This window comes from Curtobacterium poinsettiae (assembly GCF_047226435.1).
Classification (GTDB): Bacteria; Actinomycetota; Actinomycetes; order Actinomycetales; family Microbacteriaceae; genus Curtobacterium; species Curtobacterium poinsettiae.
In genome coordinates this window covers 632,061-653,650 of record NZ_CP178434.1, presented here as the reverse complement: position 1 = coordinate 653,650, position 21,590 = coordinate 632,061, and the positions used below count along the sequence as shown (strand labels likewise).

The following is a 21,590-nucleotide window of genomic DNA, read 5'->3' as shown; positions in this document are numbered from 1 at the left end:
ACGGCAGGCACATGCCCGGAACGGCATCCAGTGGCGGAAGGGGCTCAGTCGGCCGCGGCGACGACGTCGAGGACCGCGCGCCCGTACCGTTCGAGCTTCGCCGCACCGACCCCGGAGATCTCGCCGAGCTGATCGATGTCGGCCGGACGAACGGCGGAGATGCCCCGGAGCGTCGCGTCGTTGAACACCACGTACGCGGGGACGCCCTGCTCGCGTGCCTGGGCTGCACGCCAGGCACGCAGGGCCTCGAACAGGCCGACGGCTTCCTGCGGCATGTCGGTGACGACCGTCCGTCGGCTGCTGCGGCCGGCCCGCGGAGCCTTGACCGGGTCGCGACGCATGCGCACCTGCACCTTGCCGGTCAGGACGTCGGCGCTGGTGGGGCTGAGGACGACCGTGCCGAAGCCGTCGCCCGACACCGCGGCGTAGCCCTGGGCCAGCACCTGCCGTGCGACGGCACGCCACTCGCCCTCGGACAGATCGGCGCCGATGCCGAAGGTCGCCAGCGTGTCGTGTTGGAGTTCCTGCACGCGGGGCGACCGCTTGCCGATCAGGATGTCGACGAGGTGCGAGACGCCGTACCGCTGGCGGCGCTCACGCTCGAGCCGCACCACGGTGGACAGCAGCTTCTGCGCGGGGACGGTGCCGTCCCACGACTCCGGCGGCGCGATGCACGTGTCGCAGTTGCCGCACGCCGTGCTCTCCTGCCCGAAGTACGCGAGCAGCCGCACCCGGCGGCACTCGATCGTCTCGCACAGGCTGAGCATGGCGTCGAGGTGGGCGCTGAGCTGCCGGCGGTGTGCGGCGTCGCCCTCGGACTGGTCGATCATCCGCCGCTGCTGCACGACGTCGTTCAGGCCGTACGCGAGCCACGCGGTGGCCGGCAGCCCGTCACGACCCGCACGGCCGGTCTCCTGGTAGTAGCCCTCGACCGACTTCGGCAGGTCGAGGTGCGCCACGAACCGGACGTCGGGCTTGTCGATGCCCATGCCGAACGCGATCGTCGCCACCATGACGACGCCGTCCTCGCGCAGGAACGTCGACTGGTTGCGGGCGCGCACCCGGGCGTCGAGGCCCGCGTGGTACGGCAGGGCGTTGATCCCCTGCTCGGCCAGGGCGGTCGCGGTGCGCTCCACCGAGTTGCGGGACAGGCAGTACACGATGCCGGCGTCGCCGCTGTGCTCGGTGCGGATGAAGGTGAGCAGCTGCTGCAGCGCGCCGGTCTTCGGTTCGATGCGGTACTGGATGTTCGGCCGGTCGAAGTCGGCGACGAAGTGCGCCGCGTCGTCGAGGCCGAGCCGTGCGGAGATCTCGCGGTGGGTCTGCGGCGTCGCGGTGGCGGTCAGGGCGATGCGCGGCACCGTCGGCCACCGCTCGTGCAGGACGCTCAGCTCGAGGTAGTCCGGGCGGAAGTCGTGCCCCCACTGGGCGACGCAGTGTGCTTCGTCGATGGCGAACAGCGACACGCGCGCGCGGTCGAGGAGCGCTCGGGTGGACTCGAGCCGGAGCCGCTCGGGGGCCAGGTAGAGCATGTCGACCTCGCCCTGCACCACGGCACGCTCGACCCGGGACCGTTCGTCGGGGCCCTGCGTGGAGTTGAGGAACGCGGCCCGGACGCCGTTCGCCGCCAGGGCGTCGACCTGGTCCTGCATCAGGGCGATCAGCGGCGACACCACGACCCCGACGCCGTCGCGGACGAGCGAGGGCACCTGGTAGCAGAGGGACTTGCCGCCACCGGTCGGCATGAGCACGAGGGCGTCGCCACCGGTCACCACCTGGTCGATGATGGCGGCCTGCTCGCCGCGGAAGTCGTCGTAGCCCCACACGCGGTGCAGCACGTCGAGCGCAGCGGCACGGGGTGCGGAACCGGCAGCGGGAGCAGGCACGGCAGCGGGCGCGGGCGTGGTGCTCATGCCACGAGCCTACGGGCGACCGGCGACACCCACCGCACTGTCCACAGCACCGTCCGTGCCGGACTCGCCACGGTGGTCGGAACCGGCCACGTCGTCGGAGCGGGCCGGCGTGGTCGCCCAGCCCGTGCCTCCAGGCCGGGTCCAGCGGACGCCGCCCGCCCAGGCCGGGGCCACACCGCGGAACCGCGGCGCCTGCCGCCCGGCGAACCGGCGGTCCAGTCCACGCCACCACGCCAGGAACTCGACCATGGCCCAGAACGCGAGCGACGTGACGAGCGTGGTGAGCGTGCCCTGCCAGGTGCCGTTCGCGTCTGACGAGGTCAGGTCGATCCCCGACCAGCCCGGCGCCTGCAGCACGAAGATCATGATGTTGTTGCAGGCGTGCTGCAGGACCGTGGCCTCGAGCCCGCCGGTCCGGAGGACGATGATCGCCGCGATCAGGCCGAACGAGCCGACGTCGAGGATGCCCCAGACGTTGTAGCCGTTCGGGATGTGCAGCAGCGCGAACACGACCGTCGAGACCGCCACGGCGATGACCGTGCCGACACGACGCGGGATCCATGACGCGATCGTCTGCATGAGGAAGCCGCGGAAGATGTACTCCTCGGCGGCGCCCTGGAACGGGACGAGCAGGACGACGAGCACGATCGTCAGGGTGAGGGTGCCGAGCGAGACCGTCGACTGCCCGATGGCGTCGTGGTTCCAGGCGAAGCCGCCGTCGGTCGTGATCATCCCGCCGTCCCAGAACAGACCGGTCTGCAGGACGAACATCGCCGCGGCGATGACGAGCGTCGGCAGCAGGCACCACGCCGTCCAGGCCCACCGGACCCGGAACCGGGTCGACGACAGGATGCCGGCCGGTCCGATCCGCGCGATCTTCACCGCGAGCAGGATGCCCGGCAGCAGGACCACGAGCGAGACGAGCGACAGGGACAGGATCAGCGGGTCGGTGGGGTCGAGCTCACCACCGGCCAGGTCGTCCTGCAGGTCGATCAGGGCCTGCGGCCCCTGCGTCGCGCCGATCGGGACGAAGTACGCGACCGCGATGACGATCTGCGACACGACGTACCACCCCACCAGGAACGCGAGGGCGACGAGTGGCCGCCACCACCTCCACCGTCCGTCGATCCGGGGCAGGCGCTGGTAGGGAACACTCACGTCCCGCAGGCTACCGGGCCAGGCAGGATGGGAGCCGTGCTCACTGTCCTGTTCGGTCTGTCCGGCGCGGTCGTCTACGGCTTCGCCGACTTCCTGGGCGGACTCGCCTCGCGCCGGGTCCGCCCGGTCGTCGTCACGGCGGTGGCCGCCGCGATCGGGATCCTCCCGCTGCTCGTCGGGCTGGTCGTGGTCGGAGGCGTGTTCTCGTGGCCGGCCGTGGTCTGGGGTGCGGTCGCGGGGCTCTCCGGGGGCGTCGGCGTGCTCCTGCTGTACGCGGCACTCGCGATCGGGCCGATGAGCGTGCTCTCCCCCGTCACCGCCGTCTTCGCGGCCGTCGTGCCGGTGCTCGTCGCGGTGCTGCGCGGCACGGTGCTGTCGCCCGTGGCCACCGGCGCGCTCGTGGTCGCGGTCGTCGCGGTGGTCCTGGTCGCGGTGGTCCGGGATGCCTCGGGCGCGCGACCGACCGCCCGCGGGGTGGTCGCCGCCGCCGTCGCCGGGTGCGGCTTCGGCGGGATCGTGCTGGCCTACGACATGACGCCGTCCGACTCGGGCGTCGCACCCCTCGTGGTCGCGCGGGTTCTGCAGGCGGTGCTGCTGGGTGCGGCGGCGCTCGTCGTCGTGCTCCGGACGGTCGTCGTGCCGCCGCCGGGAGGCCCTGTGCCCGCTCCGACGTCGGCCCGCCCCGACGGGGCTGCCGCGGCCCCCGGGCGTCGGCCGGGTCGCGCATGGGGTCCACGGCTGCTCGTCACCGTGGCCGCCTGCGGCGTCTTCGACGCGATGGCGAACGTGTTCATCCAAGCCGGGCTGCACAGCAGCGACGACCCGGCGACCCTGCCCGTCGTGAGCGTGCTGAACGCGCTCTACCCGATCGGCACGGTGGTGCTGGCCGGGGTCGTACTGCGGGAGCGGTTGACCGCGCAGCAGTGGATCGGCATCGTGCTGGCGTTCGTCGCGTCGGTGGCGCTGGCGCTGGCGTAGGGCGCGGGTCGCGGCGGGGCCGGGCGGGCCGGGCACGGTGCCGAGTCGTTCGAACCGTGCGAGGTTGACCGCCCGGTGCGGACTTGCAGCACCGCACCGAGCCGCCAACGCCGCACCGGATGGGCGAACCCGCACGGTGCGACGGGCGGGAACGGTCAGACGTCGGGGATCAGGCGCTTGCCGAGCGAGACCGTGCGGTCGTCCGTGTAGCCGAGGGACGCGTAGAACCCGAGCACCTGCTCGTTGCCGGCACGCACCTGCAGGTTCAGCTTCGGGCAGCCGAGGTCGGTCAGGAGCCGCTCGAACTCGGCCATCAGGGTGCGACCGAGGCCGGAGCCCTGCAGGTCCGGGCGCACGGCGAGGTAGTTCACCCAGCCGCGGTGCCCGTCGAAGCCCGCCATGCCCGCAGCGACGACGCCGGCGTCGGTGTCGGTGCCGCGCTCGGGCTCGGGCTCGGGCTCGGCGACCAGGAAGAGCTCGGGCTGGACGGTCAGCTTGCGGGCGATGTCGCGGCGTGGGTCGTTCCAGGGTCGGACGAGCCCGCACGATTCCCACAGGGCGACGACCGCGTCGGTGTCCTCGGTGCGGAAGGGGCGGATCCGGTACTCCATGGGCCCCACGTTAACGGGGGTGGGGAGAAGGTCGTCACCGACCTGTCGCCGTGATCTGATAGACCTGTCCGACCACCCAGCCGATCAGGAGCCCCGTGACCGCAAACGACACCCTCCCGACGCGCCGCAGCGCACGGGACGACGCAGCCGGTTCGCGGTCCCGGCGATCCCCCCGCAGACGGCAGACGGTGGGCGGCGCGATCGTGTCGCTCATCGCCGAGTTGCTCATCATCGCGGGCGCCGGAACCGGCCTGTACGTCGTGTGGACGGCCTGGTGGACCGACGTGGTCGCCGTGAACGAGCAGACGAAGCTCGTGCAGGGCCTCGACCAGGTCAAGACCCCCAAGGTCGAGGGCACCGAGCACCGCGGCACCGCTCCCGTGCTCGCCGAACCCCCGGCGTTGTCGGACGTGTTCGGGACGATGCAGATCCCCCGGTTCGGCAAGGACTACAACCGGCCGATCGGCGAGGGCACCGATCGTGAGAAGGTCCTCAACACCATCGGACTCGGGCACTACCAGGACACCGCGATGCCCGGCGCTCCCGGCAACTTCGCCGTCGCCGGACACCGTGTCACCTACGGCAAGCCCCTGAACCAGATCGCGGAGCTCAAGAAGGGCGACTCGGTCGTGGTCCGGGTCACCGACGCGAAGAAGAAGTTCGACGTCTGGTACGTCTACAAGGTCACCGACAGCCAGATCGTCACGCCCGACAAGATCGAGACGATCGCGCCGGTGCCGAACAAGCCGGGTGTGGAACCGACCGCCCAGGACCGCTGGCTCACGCTGACCGCCTGCCACCCGATGTGGTCCGCGGCCGAACGGTTCGTGACGCACGCGAAGCTCGACTACTGGATGCCCGCTTCCGAGGGCACCCCGAAGGAACTCTCGGAGACCGTCAAGTGATCTTCCCCCTGGTCTGGCGGCTGCTGCCCGGCCCCACCGCCCTGAAGGTGCTCGAGCTGCTCGTGCTCCTCGTCGCCATCGTCTTCGTGCTGTTCCAGTGGGTGTTCCCCTGGATCGCGGCCGACATCCTGCCGCCGCCGGACGGCACGGTGGAGTCGACGCCGACCCCGTAGACCGCGTCGGACCAGACGGGACCCGGCCCCGGGCCGCGATCTGTCAGACGGTGGTCGTCACCCTCGACCCACCGGTCGGGGTGCGTCGCACGGCGATCCGCTCGGGGATCCGCTGCTTGAGCTCCTCGACGTGGCTGACGATCCCGACCTGTCGCCCGCCAGCGGTCAACCGTGACAACTGCCCGATGACGTCGTCGAGGGTCTCCGGGTCGAGCGTGCCGAACCCCTCGTCGACGAACAGGGTGCCGAGCGAGACCCCGCCGGCCTCGGCCTGCACGACGTCGGCGAGCCCGAGCGCCAGGCACAGTGACACGGTGAACGTCTCGCCGCCGGACAGGCTGCGGGGATCACGGACGGTGTCGGTCGTGTGGTCGTGCACGGCGAGGGCGAGCCCCGTCCGTCGCGCGCGGGACCCGGACTCCCGCTCGTCGGAGGTCTCGAGCGTGAAGCGTCCGGCGAGCATGCCGCGCAACCGGTCGTTCGCCGCGGCCACGACGTCCTCGAAGCGACGCATGAGCACGTAGGTGCCGAGCGTGATGCCGGTCGGGTTCACCGATGCCACACCGTTGGCGACGTCGGCGAGCCGGACGACCGCGCGGCTGCGGGCCGAGGTCTCCTGTCGTGCCCGGACGGTCCGGTCGACCTCGGACGCACACTGCTCGACGGCCTCGGCACGGTGGGCCGCGGTGACCGCGAGCCGGGTGGCCTCGTCGAGGTCGGCCGTCACCCGGACCCGCTCGGCCTGCGCCGCCTGCAGGTCGAGGTGCTCCGGGTCGTCGTCGGCGGCCGCGACCACCGCGGGGTCCTCGAGCCCCGCACGGACGACGGCGCGTTCGGCGTCGGCGGCACTGATGCTGCTGCGGAAGCGTGCCACGGTGTCGGGGTCGAGCCGGCCCGCTCGTGCTGCAGCGACGTCGGGGAACTCCTGCTCGTCCAGGACCCGGGCGACCTCGGTGTTCCGCTCGTCACGGGCACGGGCGGCAGCCGCTGCGCGGTCGTCGGCATCGGCGAGGGCGCGGAGCACCGTCAGCCGAGCGTCGAGCTCGTCGACGACGACGCGGAGCGAGCCCGACGAGCCAGCGCTGTCACCGTCACCGTCACCGTCACCGTCACCGTCACCGTCGAGCAGTGCACCGAGCCGCTCGATCGCTTCCTGCACCGATCGCAGGTCGGCCTCGAGCCGCTCGGCGTCCGAGGCCGTGGTCGATGCGAGCACGGTGCGCCGGGCGTCGAGGTCGTTCCGCTCACGCTCGAGCGCCCGGGTCGCGGAGTCGTGCGCCGTCCGCTCGCGCTCGTGCTCGAGCACGAGTGCCGCTGCGTCGTGCGCCGCACGGACCCGCTCGTCGGCGGCGACCGACATGGCGTCGAGGGCGACGGTGTCGACGGCGCCGACCACCTCGGTCAGCCGCAGGTGCTCCGCACGCTCGACCGCCAGCTCGGCTGCGGCGTCGGCGAGCTGCTGGTCGGCCAGCCGTGTGGCGTCGCCCGCGGACTCCACCGCGCCGATGGTCGGGTGGTCGTCCTGCGGCGCGGCCACCGACGGGTGCGCGGTCGATCCGCAGACCGGACACGGGTCCCCGGGGGTGAGTGCGGCGCCGAGCTCACCGGCGAGCCCCGCGATCCGGCGCTCGCGCAGGGTGCGTTCGGCGTCGAGCGCATCGGTCGCGCGGCGTCGGGCACCGGCCACGACCCGCTCGGCCTGGGCCACGCGGTGCTCGGCGCGGTCGCGGGCGGCCAGGTCGGCGCGGAGCGACTGCACACGAGCGACCTCGTGCGCCGCGGCGTCCGCGTCGGCAGCGGTCGTCGACGCGGACCGGGCGGCCTCGACGATCCGTGCGCGTTCCGCCGGCCGGGCTTCGAGCGCGGTGTCGAGGGCGGCGAGGTCGTCGGTGAGCCGTGCTGCGGTCGCGGTGGCATCGGCGATCGCGGTGCGCCGGGCGTCCGCCTCGGCCTCGACCGCGACGAGGTGCCGGACGCCGGACAGCGCGTCGGTCAGCGTGTCGCGGCGCCGGACGATCTGCTCGGCGTCGACGGTGTCGAGCTCGTGCTCGTCACGCAGACGGGAGGCTGCCGCTGCGGTGTCGTCGGCACGCGCGATCGCGGCGTCGAGACCGTCGGCCACCGCCGCGACCCGGGCGGCGCGCTCCGCCGTCGCCACCGCGGTCCGTGCGCGTTGGATCGCGGGAGCGTCGTCGTCCAGGAGCGTCTGTCGCCGCAGCAGTGCCGATCGGCGCTCGAGGGCGGCCGCACGCGCCGTCACCGACCGTTCGTGCTCGGTCGCCGCCGTCGCGGCCGCAGCGGCAGCCGTCCGTGCTGCCCCGGCTGCGTCGGCCGTGGCACGCAGGGACACAACCGTGCCGGGGACGACGGTCTCGTCGGCGTCGTCGAGACCGGCCGCCTGGGCGAACCGGGCCAGGGCGTCGCGGACACGGTCGTCGGCCCCGTCGACCTCGGCCTGCACGGCCCGGCGGCGGGCGGCGAGTTCGTCGGCGGTGCGGTCGTAGACCTGGGTGCCGAACAGTGACTGCAGGAGCTTCCGGCGGTCTTCCCCCGGGGATCGGAGGAACCGGGCGAACTCGCCCTGCGGCAGCACCACGGTCTGCAGGAACTGCGCGCGGTCGAGCCCGACGATCCGGGCGATCTCGACCGCGGCTTCGGGGATGCGGGACGACATCGGTTCACCGACGACGTCGTCCGGCGCTGCGAGCCGGAACAGCTGCACGGACGCCTGCTGCTTCACCGTGCCGGTCCCCCGCTGCTTCGGGCGGTCGTACTGCGGCGTGCGTCGCACCCGGTAGGTGCCGGCGCCGGTCTCGAACACGAGCTCGACGAACGGCTCGACCGCGGGGTCGGCGTGCTGGCTGTGCAGCCGGTCGGAGCTGGCGTCGGACCCGGCGAGGCCGCCGTACAGGGCGAACACGACCGCGTCGATGATCGTCGACTTGCCGGAGCCGGTCGGCCCTTCGAGCAGGAACACACCGGAGGCGGCGAGCGCCGCGAAGTCGATGGTCACGAGGTCGGGGTACGGGCCGATGGCGCGGAGTTCGAGTCGGTGCAGGTACATCAGCGGTCCCCCTCGCGCTGCAGGGCGAGCGCCGCGGCCTCGTACGCCTCGGTCAGCACGGCCCGTTCGTCGTCGTCGGGTGCCCCGCCGGTGGCGAAGGCCACGAAGTCGCCGGCGACCTCGACCGGGTCGGACGTCGCGGTCACGGCCCGTGCGGCGGTGGCGGCCGGTCGGTCCGCCGGTTCGTGGGTGATCGCCAGGGCGTGCGGGAAGTGGTCCTTCACCCGGGCGTACATGCGCTCGGGGTGCACGGTGTCGGTCACCGCGACGCGGACCCAGGCGTCGGCGTCGGTCCGGAACGCCCCGGACTCGATGGCGTCGATGCTGCCCCGGACGTCGACGAGTCGCCGCGGGACCGGTGTCGGGACGAGTTCGACGGTGACGGCACCGGCCGCGTCGAGCTCGGCGATGGTCACGGACTTCCGCTGGTGCCGCTCGCCGAACGAGAACGCCAGCGGCGACCCGGCGTACCGGATCCGGCCGTCGTCGCCGACGCGCTGCGGGCCGTGCAGGTGCCCGAGGGCGACGTAGTCGAAGCCGTCGAACACGGACTCGGCCACGCGGTCGACCCCGCCGACGCGGATGTCCTGCTCGCTGTCGCTCGGGTCGGCACCCCCGACGAACGCGTGGGCGACGACCACGCTGCGGGTACCGGCACGGGTCGCGAGGTCGGTGCGGATCCGTTCGGTGGCGGCGTGGACGACGGCGTGGTGCGAGCGGGCGAGGGGTTCGTCGGGGACCGCGGCCAGGGCGTACCGGGTGAGGTCGGGGTGCAGGTACGGGATGCCGTACACGGCCACCGGGCCGTCGTCGTCGGCCACGAGCACGGGGTCGGCCACGTGCGCGGGCTCGGCGAGGATGCGGACGCGCTGCCCCATCACCCCGGCGCCGAAGCCGAGCCGAGCAGCGGAGTCGTGGTTGCCCGGGGTGAGCACCACCGTGGTGGTCTCGGCGAGCCGCTCGAGCACGCGCGAGAGCATGCGGACGGCGTCGACGGGCGGGATCGCACGGTCGTAGACGTCACCGGCGATGACGACGAGGTCGACGGCGCGCTCGCAGGCGAGGTCGACGAGCCAGTCGGTGAACGCGGCCTGGTGCTCGAGCAGGTCCGCACCCAGCAGTGTGCGGCCGAGGTGCCAGTCGCCGGTGTGCAGGATGCGCATGCGGCCACGGTAACGCCGTCCGGGGACATCCAGGGGCACCCCGCGGTGCCCTGTGGACGGCTCAGGTGGTCACACAGCTCGCGGATGCCATGCCCAGGACCGCGACGACCTTCACCTTGACGGTCGGCGTGCTCGTCGCCGTCCAGTTGTTGCCGAGGTTCGTGCGGAGGTTGAGCGTGTACGTCGTGCCGAGGTTCAGGAGTCCGGCGCCCCCGTAGACCATCGAACGGGCCCCGGCGAGCGTCGTGCTGGCCACCTGCGTCGTGCCGTTCATCAGGTCGAACGACACCGGCACGGTCGCACCGTTGTCGTAGGTCCAGGCGATCGTCACCGTGTTCGACCCGGCCGGCACGCAGGTCAGGGTGGGGACACCGGTCGCCGTGCCCGCCGTGAAGTTCGCGGTCGGTGCGACGGTGGTCCGCGACCACGGGGCCGCGTCCGCCGTCCCGGGCAGCAGCACGCCGGCCGCCGCGGCGAGCACGAGCACCGCTGCGCCCCCGCCGAGGCGGCGCAGCCGCCGCCTGCGACGGACCCGTCGACGCAGGGCGCGACGGGTGAGGACGGTGGACGCGGCGGACGGGAGGCCCGTGGCGGCGCCGTCGGGCGCCTCCAGGCCGCCGTCGGTACCGTCTGCCGACCCGGTCGCGCCGTCCGGACCGGCCGCGTCGTCGGGGCCGTCGGCCGCGTCGTCGGCGTCGGCGTCGTCTGCGTCGACGAGCCGCCGGAGCGACCCGTCGATGGTGCAGAGCGCGAGCACCGCGGTCAGGCCGAGTGCGAGCATCGCGACCAGGCCCCACTCGCCGGCGCTGATCCACCGGATCGGTGCGCCGATGAACGGGATGCGCAGGAAGGCGATGCCGTGCACCGCGGAGCGCTCGATCGGCGTCGAGTCCTGCTGCGGGTTGGCGTCACCCTTCGTGACCATGGTGCCGCGGGAGCCGTCCTGCACGTACCGGTGCATGCGCATGTGGTCCGCCTGGTCCGGGTCGTCGGCGAGCAGGACCTTGCCCATGGCGATCTCGCCCGAGCCGACCGGCCGTGAGACGACCACGTCACCGGGGACGATCCGCGGCTCCATCGAGCCGGTCATCACGGTGGTGGGCTGCCAGCCGATGAGCGCCGGCGCAGCCGCCCAGAGCGCGAGGCCGAGCAGCGTCGCGACGACGCCGCGGGCAAGGGAGGCGACGACGACGCGCCCCCACTCGACGGCGTCACGGACCGCTGCGTGCGGTGCGGGACCACCGTGCACTGCGATGCTGCTCATGACTGCCTTCGACCGGGGGCGCGTTGCGGGGAGGGAACGGACGGGGCGGGTTCGGCCCCGGCCCCGACTCAGCTGTTCTGGGCCTCCCAGGTGAAGCCGAGGGCTGCGGTGCCGCCCTGCACGGTGTTCGGCGCGGTGCTCGAGACCGTGTAGGTGACGCGGTAGACGCGCGTCTCGGACGCGGTGCCGGTCGGGGTCCAGCTGCCGACGCCGGTCGCGTAGTTGGTCGAGGCGGCGCCGAAGCCCGCGACGGTGCCGCTGTAGAGCGAGCTGCCGGTGGCGGCCGGGGTGAAGCCGGAGCAGGAGCCGAAGCCACCGCCGGTGCCCTGCTCGACGGTCAGGTTGACGTTCGCTGCCAGGTCCTTCGTGGTCGTGACGTTCGTGCCGTACAGCTTCACGGCCGAGGGCAGCGAACCGGTCGAGGTCACCGTGATGCAGTTCGCACCGGTCGAGCCGGGCTTCAGGTTGCTCGCCGTGAACAGCGCGGTGTTGTTGTCGTCGTCGGACAGGGCGACACTGCCCGCCGTCCAGTTGTTCGTCGGGTTGACGGTGGTCGAGGAGAAGGCCGCGTACGAGGCCGTCGAGACGACGACCCCCGAGGCGACGAGCGCGGCGGGGATGGCGATCCAGGCGGCGAGGCGGGCAGCACGAGGCGTGACACGAGACATGGTTGGACTCCGTGAGGATGAGGTCTGATCGGTGGTTCGGACGGGCCCGCGGTGGTTGGTCGCGCTACGTGCCGAGGTGGTACGACGATCAAGCTACTTCGCCGTCGAGCAGCTCTCAATACCCGGGATGCCCCCATTGATGGGGGTATCTTGACGAGTGAGTTACTTGTTGACTGAAGTTCCACCCCTGCACCCGAGAAGAGCCCCCATGACGGACACCGACCAGGTCGTCCTCCCCCAGCGCGCACCCGCCGTCCCCGCGGCCAGGATCGCGCCGCGCACGCCCCCGGCACCGGTGTCGCCCGACGTCACCGCGGCCGACCCGGCAGGCACCGACGCCGACCTCCCACGACTGCTCACCGCGTTCCGCGTGCTCCAGATGCAGCACGCGCGCGTTCTGCACCACGAGAGCACGAGCCGCGGACTGAACGCCACGGACACCCGCTTCGTGTTCTTCCTCAACGCAGCGGGCGGCCACGGCGTGACCCCGAAGCAGGCCGGCGAGTACCTCGAGCTCACCACCGGGGCGATGACGTCGCTCATCGACCGGCTCGAGAAGCACGGGCACCTCGAGCGCCGCCCGAACCCGGAGGACCGCCGGAGTGTGCTCCTGCACCTCACGCCGTCGGGCACCGCGGTCGCCCGCGAGGTCGGCGCCGTCTACTCGCAGGCGTTCCAGCAGGTCGTCGCACCGTCCGACCGCGCCGTCGTCGCCGCTGCCTTCGAGGGGTTCGCCGCGGCCCTGGAACGCCACCACCGGTCGTCCACCGTGTGAGCGCGGGTGTCACGGCCCGCGCGTAGCGTGAGCGCCATGACCCCCTCCGAACTCCTCACCGAAGCGTTCTCCCGCATCCCCGAGACCGTCGAGCGGGCCGTCGACGGGCTCTCCGAAGACCAGCTCGCAGCACGACCGGCAGCCGGGGCGAACACCCTGGCCTGGCTCGTGTGGCACATCGCCCGCGGCCAGGACGCGCAGATCGCCGACCTCGCCGCCTCCGAGCAGGTCTGGACGGCGGACGGCTGGTACGACCGGTTCGGCCTGCCGTTCCCGGCCGAGGCGCTCGGGTACGGCATGTCCCGCGACGACGTCGGCCGGGTGCGAGCCTCTGCCGCATTGCTCACCGGGTACCTGCGAGCGGTGCACGAGCGCACCGTCGCGTACCTCGGCACGCTCGGCCCGGACGACCTCGACCCGGTCGTCGACGACGCGTGGGACCCGCCCGTGACGGCCGGCGCTCGGCTCGTGAGCATCCTCGACGACTGCACGCAGCACGCCGGCCAGGCCGGCTTCGTGCGCGGGCTGCTGTTCTTCAACCGCTGAGCGCGCGGGGCGCGCGCTCAGCGCGTTCGCGCGCGTCCAGTGCTCGGTCGCGCGCATCCAGTGCGCAGAAGACGACGAGTCTGCCGCGGCGACCCGACGTCCTGTGCTCGCTCGACGACGGACTGGAGGCCCTTCACCAGCCGGTGACGGGCCTCCAGTCCGTCAGGTGGTCGTGTCGCGAGCGACGCCGTGGGCATCGTGGTCCGCAACGCGGTGGTGGCGCACGGAGCGAAACCCGCCGGCCCCACCACTCCCGCCGAGGGCGGACTACGTCCGCCCGTACGACCGCAGCCGGAGACTGTTCGAGACGACGAGCGTCGAGGACAGCGCCATCGCGGCGGCGGCGATGAGCGGGTTGAGCAGCCCGGCCGCGGCGAGCGGGATCGCGGCGATGTTGTAACCGAACGCCCACACGAGGTTGATGCGGATGGTCCGGAGGGTCGCGCGGGAGAGCTGCACTGCGTCGACGACGGCGCGGAGATCCTCGCGGACGATGATGACGTCGGCGGCCTTCAGGGCGATGTCCGTGCCCTCGACGACGGCGACGCCGAGGGTTGCGGTGGCGAGGGCGGCGGAGTCGTTGACACCGTCGCCCACCATGGCGACGTGGTGCCCGGCCGCCTGCAGCTGGGCGATGCGTTCGGCTTTCTCGTCGGGCAGGACGCGGGCGATGACCTCGTCGATGCCGACCTCACCGCCGACAGCGGACGCCGTCGTCTCGGAGTCCCCGGACAGGAGGACGGTGCGGAGGCCGAGGGCTCGCAGCTGCGCTACGGCCTCGATCGCGCCGGGACGGAGCGCGTCCCGGACGGTGAGCACTGCGGCCACGTCGCCGTCGACGGCGACGAGCACCACGGTGGCGCCGGACGCTTCGCGGTCCGCGACGACCGCGGCGACCCGGTCGCCGACCCGCACCCCCGCGGCTTCGAGCAGCTGGGACCGGCCGATGACGCAGGCGCGGTCACCGACGGTCCCAGCTGCTCCCAGTCCGGCGTGCGCGGTGAAGTCCGCGACCGGCTCCAGGGTGCCGAACCGGCTGCTGGCTGCGGCGGTGATCGCCGCCCCGATGGGGTGCTCTGACGCTGCTTCGAGGGCGCCGGCGAGGGCGAGCGCCGTGTCGGCGTCGGTGGTGAAGGTGTCGACCGCGGTGAGGGTCATCCGGCCGGTGGTGAGGGTGCCGGTCTTGTCGAAGACGACGGTGTCGATGCGACCGCTCGCCTCGAGGGCACTGGGGCCCTTGATGAGGATGCCGAGCTGGCCCCCGCGTCCGACGCCGACCATGAGCGCGGTCGGCGTCGCCAGGCCGAGCGCGCAGGGGCAGGCGATGATGAGGACGGCGACACCGTTCGCGATCGCGGTGCCGGGAGCCGCGCCGCTGACGAGCCAGCCGGCGGCGACGAGGATCGCGATGCCGATCACGACGGGTACGAACACGCTGGTGACCCGGTCGACGGTGCGCTGCACCGCGGCCTTGCGGCGTTGGGCGTCGTCGGCGACGGCGGCCATCTGGGCCAGGCGGGTGCGGGTGCCGACGGCGTCGGCGCGGATGACGAGCCGACCACCCTGGACGAGGGTGCCGCCGATGACCGTGCTCCCGGCCGTTGCCTCGACCGGGACGGACTCGCCGGTCATCGCGGACACTTCGAGCGTCGCGGCGCCGTCGGTGACGGTGCCGTCGACGGGGATGCGGCCGCCGGGGCGGACGACGACGAGGTTCCCGACCCGCACGGCACTCAGCGGAACAGTGCGCTCGGTGCCGTCGGTGACGACCTGCGCCTCGGTGACGCCGAGGTCACCGATGGCTTCGAGGACATCGGCGGCACGTCGGCGGCTGCGGCTCTCGAAGTAGCGGCCGGCGAGCTGGAACGTGACCATGCCGGCGGCGACGTCGAGGTAGATCGAGTCCGCGCCGGCGGGAGTCCTCCCGAATCCGAGCCAGTACCCGGGAGTGGTGGCGGGGTCGACGAGGAGCGTCCAGAGCGCCCATCCGAAGGACACGACGACGCCGAGCGAGACGAGGGTGTCCATGCTGGTGCTGCGGTGCCGCAGTCCCCGGAGGGTGGCCCTGTGGAACGGCCACGCAGCCCAGGTGACGATCGGGACGGCGAGGAGGACGCAGAGCGCCTGCCAGCCGGGGAACCGCCACGCAGGGACGAGCGCCAGGATGATCGTGATGTCGCACAGCGGGATCGCCAGCAGTGCCGCGACGGCGAGGCGGCGGCGGAGCGTCGTGGTGCGGGTCTCCGCGGCGCGGGCGGACCAGGCGTCATCGCCCGGGGTGTGGACGGCGGCGGTGTAGCCGGCGCGCTCGACCTGCGCGATCGCGGTCGCGGCATCGGCGATCCCCAGACCGGCGACCGTGGCGCGTTCGGTGGCGAAGTTCACGGACGCAGTGACGCCGTCGAGCTTGCCGAGCTTGCGTTCGACCGCGTTGGCGCAGGCGGAGCAGGTCATCCCGCCGATGTCGAGTTCGAGCCGCTGCTCGGCTCGCTGGTCGGTTCGGGACGGGGTGGTGGTGGTCACGGCTGCTCCCGGTGGTCGGTGACGGTCAGCGCCGGACGGTCGTCGGCGCGCTCGTGCTCGTTCGTCGAGCCGGGCCCGGTGGACCGTGTCGGATCGGCCCGCTGTGCAGGTGCGGTGGTGTCGCGGGTGGTGAGCTTGCTGAGCATGGCGTTGTACTGCTCGTGGTCGTCGTCGAGGCCCCGGTCGGCGTGCCGGTCGATGCGCTTGGCCTGTCGAGCGTCCTGCTTGGCCCACTGGGTGACGAGGGCGATCACCACGACGATCAGCGGCAGCTCACCGGCGGCCCAGGCGACGCCACCGGCGACGTACTGGTCGTGGGCGAGACTGCCGATCCACGGGATGTCGAGGTACTGGAAGTACGTGCCTGCGAGCAGGGTGTCGCTGGTCATCACGACGACGCCGAAGAACGCGTGGAAGGGCATCGCTGCGAGGACGAGGCCGAGCTTGCCGATGTGCGGCAACGGACGGGGCGGTGCGTCGACGCCGATGATGAGGGCGTAGAAGACGTACCCGATGGCGAGGTAGTGCAGGGTCATCGCCTGGTGCGCCCAGTGGTACCGCATCGCCCAGTCGAAGAACGGGGTGAGGTAGATGCAGTAGTACGAGCCCACGAACACCGCCAGGACGTACACGGGGTTGTACGTGACCCGCAGCAGCTTCGAGTGGGTCACCGCGACGAGCCACTCGTGGGGGCCGGCGAAGGCATCGCGACGGTGCGCGGTCGTGGCGCGGAGGAACAGGGTGATGGGTCCGCCGAGGACGAGCAGCAGCGGGCCGAGCATGTTCAAGCTCATGTGCAGGCCCATGTGCACGGCGAACGACGCCGACGAGTACGGGCCGACCCCGGACGAGGTGGTGATGATGACGGATGCCCAGCCGAGCATCCAGGCGCTGGTTCGGCCGTTCGACCAGAGGTCTCCGCGCTTCCGGAGTCGGATGACGGCGGCCGCGTACGTGGCGATCCCGGCGATCGCGATGACGAGGAAGAGGATGTTCACCCGGCCGGCGGTCCACAGGGTGATCGGGGTGAGGGGTGTGTCGACCTGGTACCCGAGGAAGAGCTGCTGTCCGTCGGTGGGGACGAAGTACACCGGCGGTGGGATCCGCGTCATGACGACGCCGATCGCGGCCGCGACCAGGAGCACCGCCAGGAGCACGGCCGGGGCGGTCGGGGTGGCGAACCAGCTCCTGCGGAGGAGGATCGGTCCGGCCACCGCGGCGACGAGGAGCAGCTGGGCGGCGAAGAGCACGCCGGTGGGCGCTTCCCACGGCGGCGTGCCGGCGAGTTCGACTGCGGCGATGATGATCGACCCGACCGTCCAGGTGATCCAGCCGGTGAGGGCGAGGATGCGGTGTCTGCGGATGGTGGCGGTGCCGGGACGGCTCACTCGCCACCGGCGGGCACCGGCAGCCGTGGCGCCGGTCCAGATGCCGAGCGCGGGGGCGGCGAACATGGCGGCGTCCCCACCGAAGTCGTGGTTCGGGCCGACGAGCACCTGCGTCACCAGCACGGGGGCGAGGAGCCCGATGACGCCGATGCCGGTCAGGAGCAGGGTGCTGACCCAGCTGCGGACGAGGTACGCAGCGATGAGGATCGCGACCGCGATGCAGGCGACGACGATCCACGCGCCGGGGAGGTAGCTGGCCTGCACGAGGTAGCCGATCGCGCCCGGAGTCAGGAGCTTCGTCACCGGCTGCCCGCTCGCGTCTGCGGCGTCGACGGGGACCAGCAGCACCGCGGCGACCAGCCAGACGGTGGCGGCGGTGCGGACGATCGCGAGGTCGCGGTGGTTGTCGATGACCGTGCGTGACCGGCGCGGCGTGAGGAACACGGCAGCGGCAAGGCCGCCGGTCGTGAGGCCGCCGGTGACGTCGGCGGTGAGGCGGAGCACGGCGCTGAGCATCGAGGTGAGCATGCCCGGGTAGCCGCGGCTCAGCCGGTCGTACGAGGAAGGACCGAGCATCGCGACCGCGACCACGACGATGGCGACCGCGATGACGGCGCCCACCCACGGCGATGCGCGCCTGAGCACACCCGACCGCCCCACGGCGGGCACGGTCGTCGGCCGGTTGCGCGTGGCCGGGGTGGCAGCGGCCTGGGTGTCAGGCACCGGCGAGCTCGTAGCCTGCCTCGTCGACGGCTTCGGCGATCGCTGCCGCATCCGGCCGGGCCGGTGCGGTGACGACGACGAGACCGGTCGCGGCGTCCGCAGTGACGAGCTCGACGCCGGCGATCGCTTCGAGTTCGCCGGTGACGCGGCGTTCGCAGTGCTCGCAGGTCATCCCGACGACGTGGTACTCGAAACGCTCCATGCACCCATTCTACAAAACGTAGAACGGGATGCGAGTCGAGGTCAGCGGGATTGCAGGACCGGGGCCGGGTGGCGGCGGTGCGGCCAGCTCTTCACCGGCGAAGCGGCGAGGCGTGCGGCGCGGAGCTCGAGGCCCGGGCTCGGGTCGATCCGGTTCATCAGCGTCAGTGCATTGCAGACGGTCGCAGGTCCGCAGATGCGGGCGGCGGTGTCGTCTGCGACGAGTTCGATCAGCAGCGCGACCGTTCGACGGAACTCCCGGGCAGTCCGGAGTCGTGGGAACGCGGCAGCGTTCAGCGCAGCGACGCGGCCGATGAGGTCATGCCGTCCGAGTACGTGCGCACGTTCGTGCTCGACCACGGCGCGGACACAGGCAGGGGGCATCGCGTTCTCGACTCCGGTCGAGATCAGCACGCGCCCGTCAGCGGTGGAGCAGGCGATCGGATCCGACGTGTGCAGGTACGCGATCTCGTGCCCGCCGATGTGCTCGGTCCGCACGGTGGATCGGGCGACGAGCAGCGACACCGCGACGTCGGTGCGGCGCTTCGCGGCCGAGATCGGTTCTGCGTTCGCGGCGAGGAGCGCGGCGACACCACCGGCGACGCCGAGCCCGCACCAGGCGAAGAGGCCGGCGGCGGGAGCGCCGATCCCGTGCGCGTGCGCATTCGTTGCGACGACGACCGACGCGATCCCCACGCTCAGCAGCAGCGAGCTCGCGGCGACCGTCAACGCTCCGAGCCAGAGGTGGAGCGCGACCTGCGGACGGTGCAGCCACCAGGTGCCACGAGTGAGGATGCTCGGAGCCAGCACGGTGACGACAACCGCGAGCGCCACGAGGCCGAGGACGGCGATCACAGCACCGATCCTCCCGTCACGCGCCCGTGCGGTCGATGCCGGCTCCGCCGAGGGCAGCACGCAGCACGTCCAGGTCATCCGCACCGAGCGAACCGGTGAAGCGCTGCAGGACCGCGGTGCGATCACTCGACCGACCGAGCACCTCCGTCATCGAATCAGCGGTCTCGGCAGGGTCCGCCTTCGTCGCCCGGTAGGCCTTCGATGCCGGGTCCCGCTCGACGAGCCCCTTCCGCTCCAGCCTGGCGAGGACGGTCAACACCGTCGTGGAGGCCAGTGGGCCGACCTCTACTGCGAGCGCATCGCGCACCTGCCGGCCGGTGTGCGCCGCATCCTGCGCCCAGAGCAGCTGCAGCACACCCGACTCGAGGGACCCGTGCGCACGACGCGGACTCATCCGCGCGCCCCGAACTCATCGACCATGCGGCGATTCTACATACAGTAGAAACTGGCTTCTACAACTTGTAGAGTGGCGCCGCCACCCGCCGCGATGAAAGGTCCACCCCTCGTGTCACACAGCCTGCCGCTGTCCGTCCTCCTCACGGTGCTGTTCGCCGTGACGGCAGTCGGGTACCTCGGCTTCGCCTTCCGCCCCGGCAGCAGCGGTGTCGCACGGGTCAGTGACGTCTTCCACGTGCTGATGAGCGTCGCGATGCTGGCGATGCCGTGGGCCTGGGGGATGACCCTCGCGCCGCCGACGCTGCAGATCCTCGTGTTCGGCCTCGCGACGTCGTTCTACCTCGTCCTCACGCTCGGCAGCAGCCGGTACGGCAGCCACGAGCACCACGGACCCGGCGGCTCCGGGCGACTGGTGCTGGGCTACCACGTGGTGATGATGGCGGCGATGACCCTCATGGGCGTGATGATGCTGCCCATGGCCGGCGGGGCTTCGATGTCGATGCCGGAGATGGACATGACCGGCAGCGGCCACAGCATGCACACCTCCTGGTCGGGATGGACACCGGTCTCGTGGGTCCTCGTCGTCGTGTTCGCGATCGCGACCGTCTGGATGCTGGTGCGGCTGATCGCGTCAGCGCGTGTCCGCCAACACCCCCTCGCACGCCTCGACGGCGTGCTCTTGCTGCTGATGAGTGCCGGGATGGCACTCGCGTCCATCCCCACGAGCTGAGGAACACCGCACCATGACCGCAACCGCCGATCGGGACACCACTGCGCCCGCGTCCGCGCCGTCGACGGCGCAGCCGCGCCGGAACCCACAGCGGGGCTGGTTCGGACCGTTGTTGCTGCGCCTGCACTTCTCTGCCGGGCTGTTCGTCGGACCGTTCATCCTCATCGCCGCGCTCTCCGGCGCCGTGTACGCGCTCGGTCCGACGATCGAGCAGGGCATCTACCGACACGAGCTCACCGCACCCTCGACCGCTGCCGCGAAGCCGCTGGCAGACCAGATCGACGCCGCGCAGGCCTACATCCAACGGCACCACCCCGAAGACACCCTCGCCGCCGTCCGCCCGGCACCTGCGCCGGGTGCCACGACGCGGGTGATGTACGCCGAGGCTGGGCTGATGGACTCGCAGAACCGTGCGGTGTTCGTCGATCCCGGCACCGCCGAGGTCCGCGGTGACCTCCTGGTGTACGGCACCTCCGGGGCGTTGCCGTTCCGCACCTGGGTGGACACGTTCCACCGGTCGCTGTTCCTCGGCGACGTCGGCCGCCTCTACAGCGAGACCGCGGCGTCGTGGCTCGGCGTCGTCGCCCTCGCCGGTCTCGGCCTGTGGGTGATCCGGATCCGGAAGACGCGCGCCAAGCGCGACCTGGTCCGCCCCGCACGTGGTGTCCGCGGCTACCGGCGGGTCTTCTCCTGGCATGCCTCCACCGGGGTGTGGCTGCTCCTGGGCGCGTTGTTCCTGTCGGCGACGGGCATCACCTGGTCCCAGTACGGCGGTGGCAACGTCGACCAGCTCCGCTCCGCTCTCAGCTGGGGCACACCCGCACTGACCACCTCCCTCTCCGACACCGGCACGGCGGCTGGTGGCGGTGAGCACGCCGCCCACCACGGCGGCTCCGCCGCATCGACCGATGCGGGACCGGCAACCGTCACCCCGGTGCTGTTCAATCGAGTCCTGGCCGCTGCGAAGGCTGCGAACATCCACGCGTCCGAACTGCAGATCACCCCGCCGGCGACGGCGGATCAGGCGTGGACGGTCGCGGAGATCAAGCGGTCCTACCCCACCGCGGTGAACTCCGTCGCGATCGACCCGCGGGACATGCGCGTGGTGTCCGAGACGAACTTCGACACCTTCTCCCTCCCCGCCAAACTCACCCGGTGGGGCATCGACACGCACATGGGCACGATGTGGGGGTTGCCGAACCAGATCCTGCTGTTCGTCACGGCGCTCGGGATCGCCGCGATGGTCGTCTTCGGCTACGTGATGTGGTGGCAGCGCCGCCCCACCGGGAAGCGTGTCGGGAACGCACCGGCCGCGGGTGCCCTGAACCGGGCGCCGTGGTGGGGGTCCGGGCTCGTCGCGGTCGGCGCGATCGTCATCGGCGCGTTCCTGCCCGCGCTCGGTGTCACCCTGCTCGCGTTCGTCGTCATCGACGTCCTCATCACCAACCGCTCGGCCCCGCCCACCCCTGCCGCACCCGGCGAGTAGGACCGCTCGTGCAGAGCGGTCGCACCTGCCCGGTACCGGGTCCGGACACGACCGTCACCCGGTGCGGATC

General features: G+C 72.2%; 19 protein-coding genes. 7 read left to right on the top strand and 12 right to left on the bottom strand.

The window, feature by feature from the left end; genetic code table 11:
- Window positions 1-44: 44 nt before the first annotated feature.
- Together recQ and ACL00U_RS03115 are read right to left on the bottom strand one after the other, a co-directional pair.
- Window positions 45-1,913 (bottom strand): DNA helicase RecQ, encoded by a 1,869-nt coding sequence (recQ, locus tag ACL00U_RS03120; protein ID WP_159557384.1) that lies wholly within the window; start codon window positions 1,911-1,913, stop codon window positions 45-47.
- Window positions 1,914-1,922: 9 nt separating this feature from the next.
- On the bottom strand, window positions 1,923-3,071 hold the full coding sequence (locus ACL00U_RS03115; RefSeq protein WP_259575699.1) for a CPBP family intramembrane glutamic endopeptidase: 1,149 nt from the start codon (window positions 3,069-3,071) through the stop codon (window positions 1,923-1,925).
- 36 nt (window positions 3,072-3,107) lie between these two features.
- Here ACL00U_RS03115 and ACL00U_RS03110 point away from each other — a divergent pair, with 36 nt between their 5' ends.
- Window positions 3,108-4,049, top strand: a complete 942-nt coding sequence (locus tag ACL00U_RS03110; RefSeq protein WP_259575698.1) for an EamA family transporter — start codon at window positions 3,108-3,110, stop codon at window positions 4,047-4,049.
- Window positions 4,050-4,204: 155 nt separating this feature from the next.
- On the opposite strand, the gene ACL00U_RS03105 is transcribed toward ACL00U_RS03110, so the two are convergent.
- Window positions 4,205-4,660: a GNAT family acetyltransferase gene (locus ACL00U_RS03105; protein ID WP_194590321.1), complete on the bottom strand. Its 456-nt coding sequence runs from the start codon at window positions 4,658-4,660 to the stop codon at window positions 4,205-4,207.
- A gap of 188 nt (window positions 4,661-4,848) precedes the next feature.
- Between ACL00U_RS03105 and ACL00U_RS03100 the strand changes: the two genes are divergently transcribed.
- The gene (locus ACL00U_RS03100; protein WP_017886208.1) at window positions 4,849-5,565 is read left to right on the top strand and encodes a class E sortase; all 717 of its coding nucleotides are present in this window, start codon (window positions 4,849-4,851) and stop codon (window positions 5,563-5,565) included.
- The gene (locus ACL00U_RS03095; RefSeq protein WP_156463787.1) at window positions 5,562-5,738 is read left to right on the top strand and encodes a hypothetical protein; all 177 of its coding nucleotides are present in this window, start codon (window positions 5,562-5,564) and stop codon (window positions 5,736-5,738) included. Before ACL00U_RS03100 ends, ACL00U_RS03095 begins: the two co-directional genes overlap by 4 nt.
- A 43-nt stretch (window positions 5,739-5,781) precedes the next feature.
- Here the strand turns inward: ACL00U_RS03095 and ACL00U_RS03090 are convergent, their stop codons facing one another.
- The 4 genes from ACL00U_RS03090 to ACL00U_RS03075 all read right to left on the bottom strand — a co-directional run bounded on the left by ACL00U_RS03090 (window position 5,782) and on the right by ACL00U_RS03075 (window position 11,897).
- Window positions 5,782-8,802 (bottom strand): AAA family ATPase, encoded by a 3,021-nt coding sequence (locus ACL00U_RS03090; RefSeq protein ID WP_412873805.1) that lies wholly within the window; start codon window positions 8,800-8,802, stop codon window positions 5,782-5,784.
- Window positions 8,802-9,965 (bottom strand): metallophosphoesterase family protein, encoded by a 1,164-nt coding sequence (locus ACL00U_RS03085; protein ID WP_412873804.1) that lies wholly within the window; start codon window positions 9,963-9,965, stop codon window positions 8,802-8,804. Before ACL00U_RS03085 ends, ACL00U_RS03090 begins: the two co-directional genes overlap by 1 nt.
- A 61-nt stretch (window positions 9,966-10,026) precedes the next feature.
- Entirely contained in the window at window positions 10,027-11,229 is a 1,203-nt protein-coding gene (locus ACL00U_RS03080) for a S24/S26 family peptidase (protein WP_017886211.1), read from the bottom strand.
- A 68-nt stretch (window positions 11,230-11,297) separates the two neighbouring features.
- Complete coding sequence (locus tag ACL00U_RS03075) at window positions 11,298-11,897, bottom strand: hypothetical protein (RefSeq protein ID WP_017886212.1); 600 nt, start codon at window positions 11,895-11,897, stop codon at window positions 11,298-11,300.
- A gap of 208 nt (window positions 11,898-12,105) precedes the next feature.
- Between ACL00U_RS03075 and ACL00U_RS03070 the strand changes: the two genes are divergently transcribed.
- Both ACL00U_RS03070 and ACL00U_RS03065 read left to right on the top strand, forming a co-directional pair.
- A complete protein-coding gene (locus tag ACL00U_RS03070) occupies window positions 12,106-12,672 on the top strand; it encodes a MarR family winged helix-turn-helix transcriptional regulator (RefSeq protein WP_201300449.1) in 567 nt (188 codons plus the stop codon).
- A 36-nt stretch (window positions 12,673-12,708) separates the two neighbouring features.
- On the top strand, window positions 12,709-13,218 hold the full coding sequence (locus ACL00U_RS03065) for a mycothiol transferase (RefSeq protein ID WP_071251564.1): 510 nt from the start codon (window positions 12,709-12,711) through the stop codon (window positions 13,216-13,218).
- Between the two features lie 267 nt (window positions 13,219-13,485).
- On the opposite strand, the gene ACL00U_RS03060 is transcribed toward ACL00U_RS03065, so the two are convergent.
- From ACL00U_RS03060 to ACL00U_RS03040, 5 genes are read right to left on the bottom strand one after another with little or no spacing between them, the layout of a single operon-like run.
- Window positions 13,486-15,741 carry a heavy metal translocating P-type ATPase gene (locus ACL00U_RS03060; RefSeq protein ID WP_412873803.1) on the bottom strand — a complete coding sequence of 752 codons (2,256 nt, stop codon included), beginning with the start codon at window positions 15,739-15,741 and terminating at the stop codon, window positions 13,486-13,488.
- Window positions 15,738-17,852 carry a cytochrome c oxidase assembly protein gene (locus ACL00U_RS03055; RefSeq protein WP_412873802.1) on the bottom strand — a complete coding sequence of 705 codons (2,115 nt, stop codon included), beginning with the start codon at window positions 17,850-17,852 and terminating at the stop codon, window positions 15,738-15,740. The genes ACL00U_RS03060 and ACL00U_RS03055 overlap by 4 nt, the downstream gene beginning before the upstream one ends.
- A complete protein-coding gene (locus ACL00U_RS03050) occupies window positions 17,845-18,054 on the bottom strand; it encodes a heavy-metal-associated domain-containing protein (protein ID WP_017886224.1) in 210 nt (69 codons plus the stop codon). The genes ACL00U_RS03055 and ACL00U_RS03050 overlap by 8 nt, the downstream gene beginning before the upstream one ends.
- A 41-nt stretch (window positions 18,055-18,095) precedes the next feature.
- Complete coding sequence (locus ACL00U_RS03045) at window positions 18,096-18,908, bottom strand: M56 family metallopeptidase (protein ID WP_412873801.1); 813 nt, start codon at window positions 18,906-18,908, stop codon at window positions 18,096-18,098.
- 16 nt (window positions 18,909-18,924) lie between these two features.
- The gene (locus tag ACL00U_RS03040) at window positions 18,925-19,302 is read right to left on the bottom strand and encodes a BlaI/MecI/CopY family transcriptional regulator (protein ID WP_259551779.1); all 378 of its coding nucleotides are present in this window, start codon (window positions 19,300-19,302) and stop codon (window positions 18,925-18,927) included.
- A 111-nt stretch (window positions 19,303-19,413) separates the two neighbouring features.
- On the opposite strand from ACL00U_RS03040, the gene ACL00U_RS03035 reads away from it, so the two are divergent.
- Both ACL00U_RS03035 and ACL00U_RS03030 read left to right on the top strand, forming a co-directional pair.
- Entirely contained in the window at window positions 19,414-20,034 is a 621-nt protein-coding gene (locus tag ACL00U_RS03035; RefSeq protein WP_056069318.1) for a DUF5134 domain-containing protein, read from the top strand.
- Between the two features lie 13 nt (window positions 20,035-20,047).
- Complete coding sequence (locus ACL00U_RS03030) at window positions 20,048-21,520, top strand: PepSY-associated TM helix domain-containing protein (protein WP_412873800.1); 1,473 nt, start codon at window positions 20,048-20,050, stop codon at window positions 21,518-21,520.
- Window positions 21,521-21,590 lie beyond the last annotated feature (70 nt).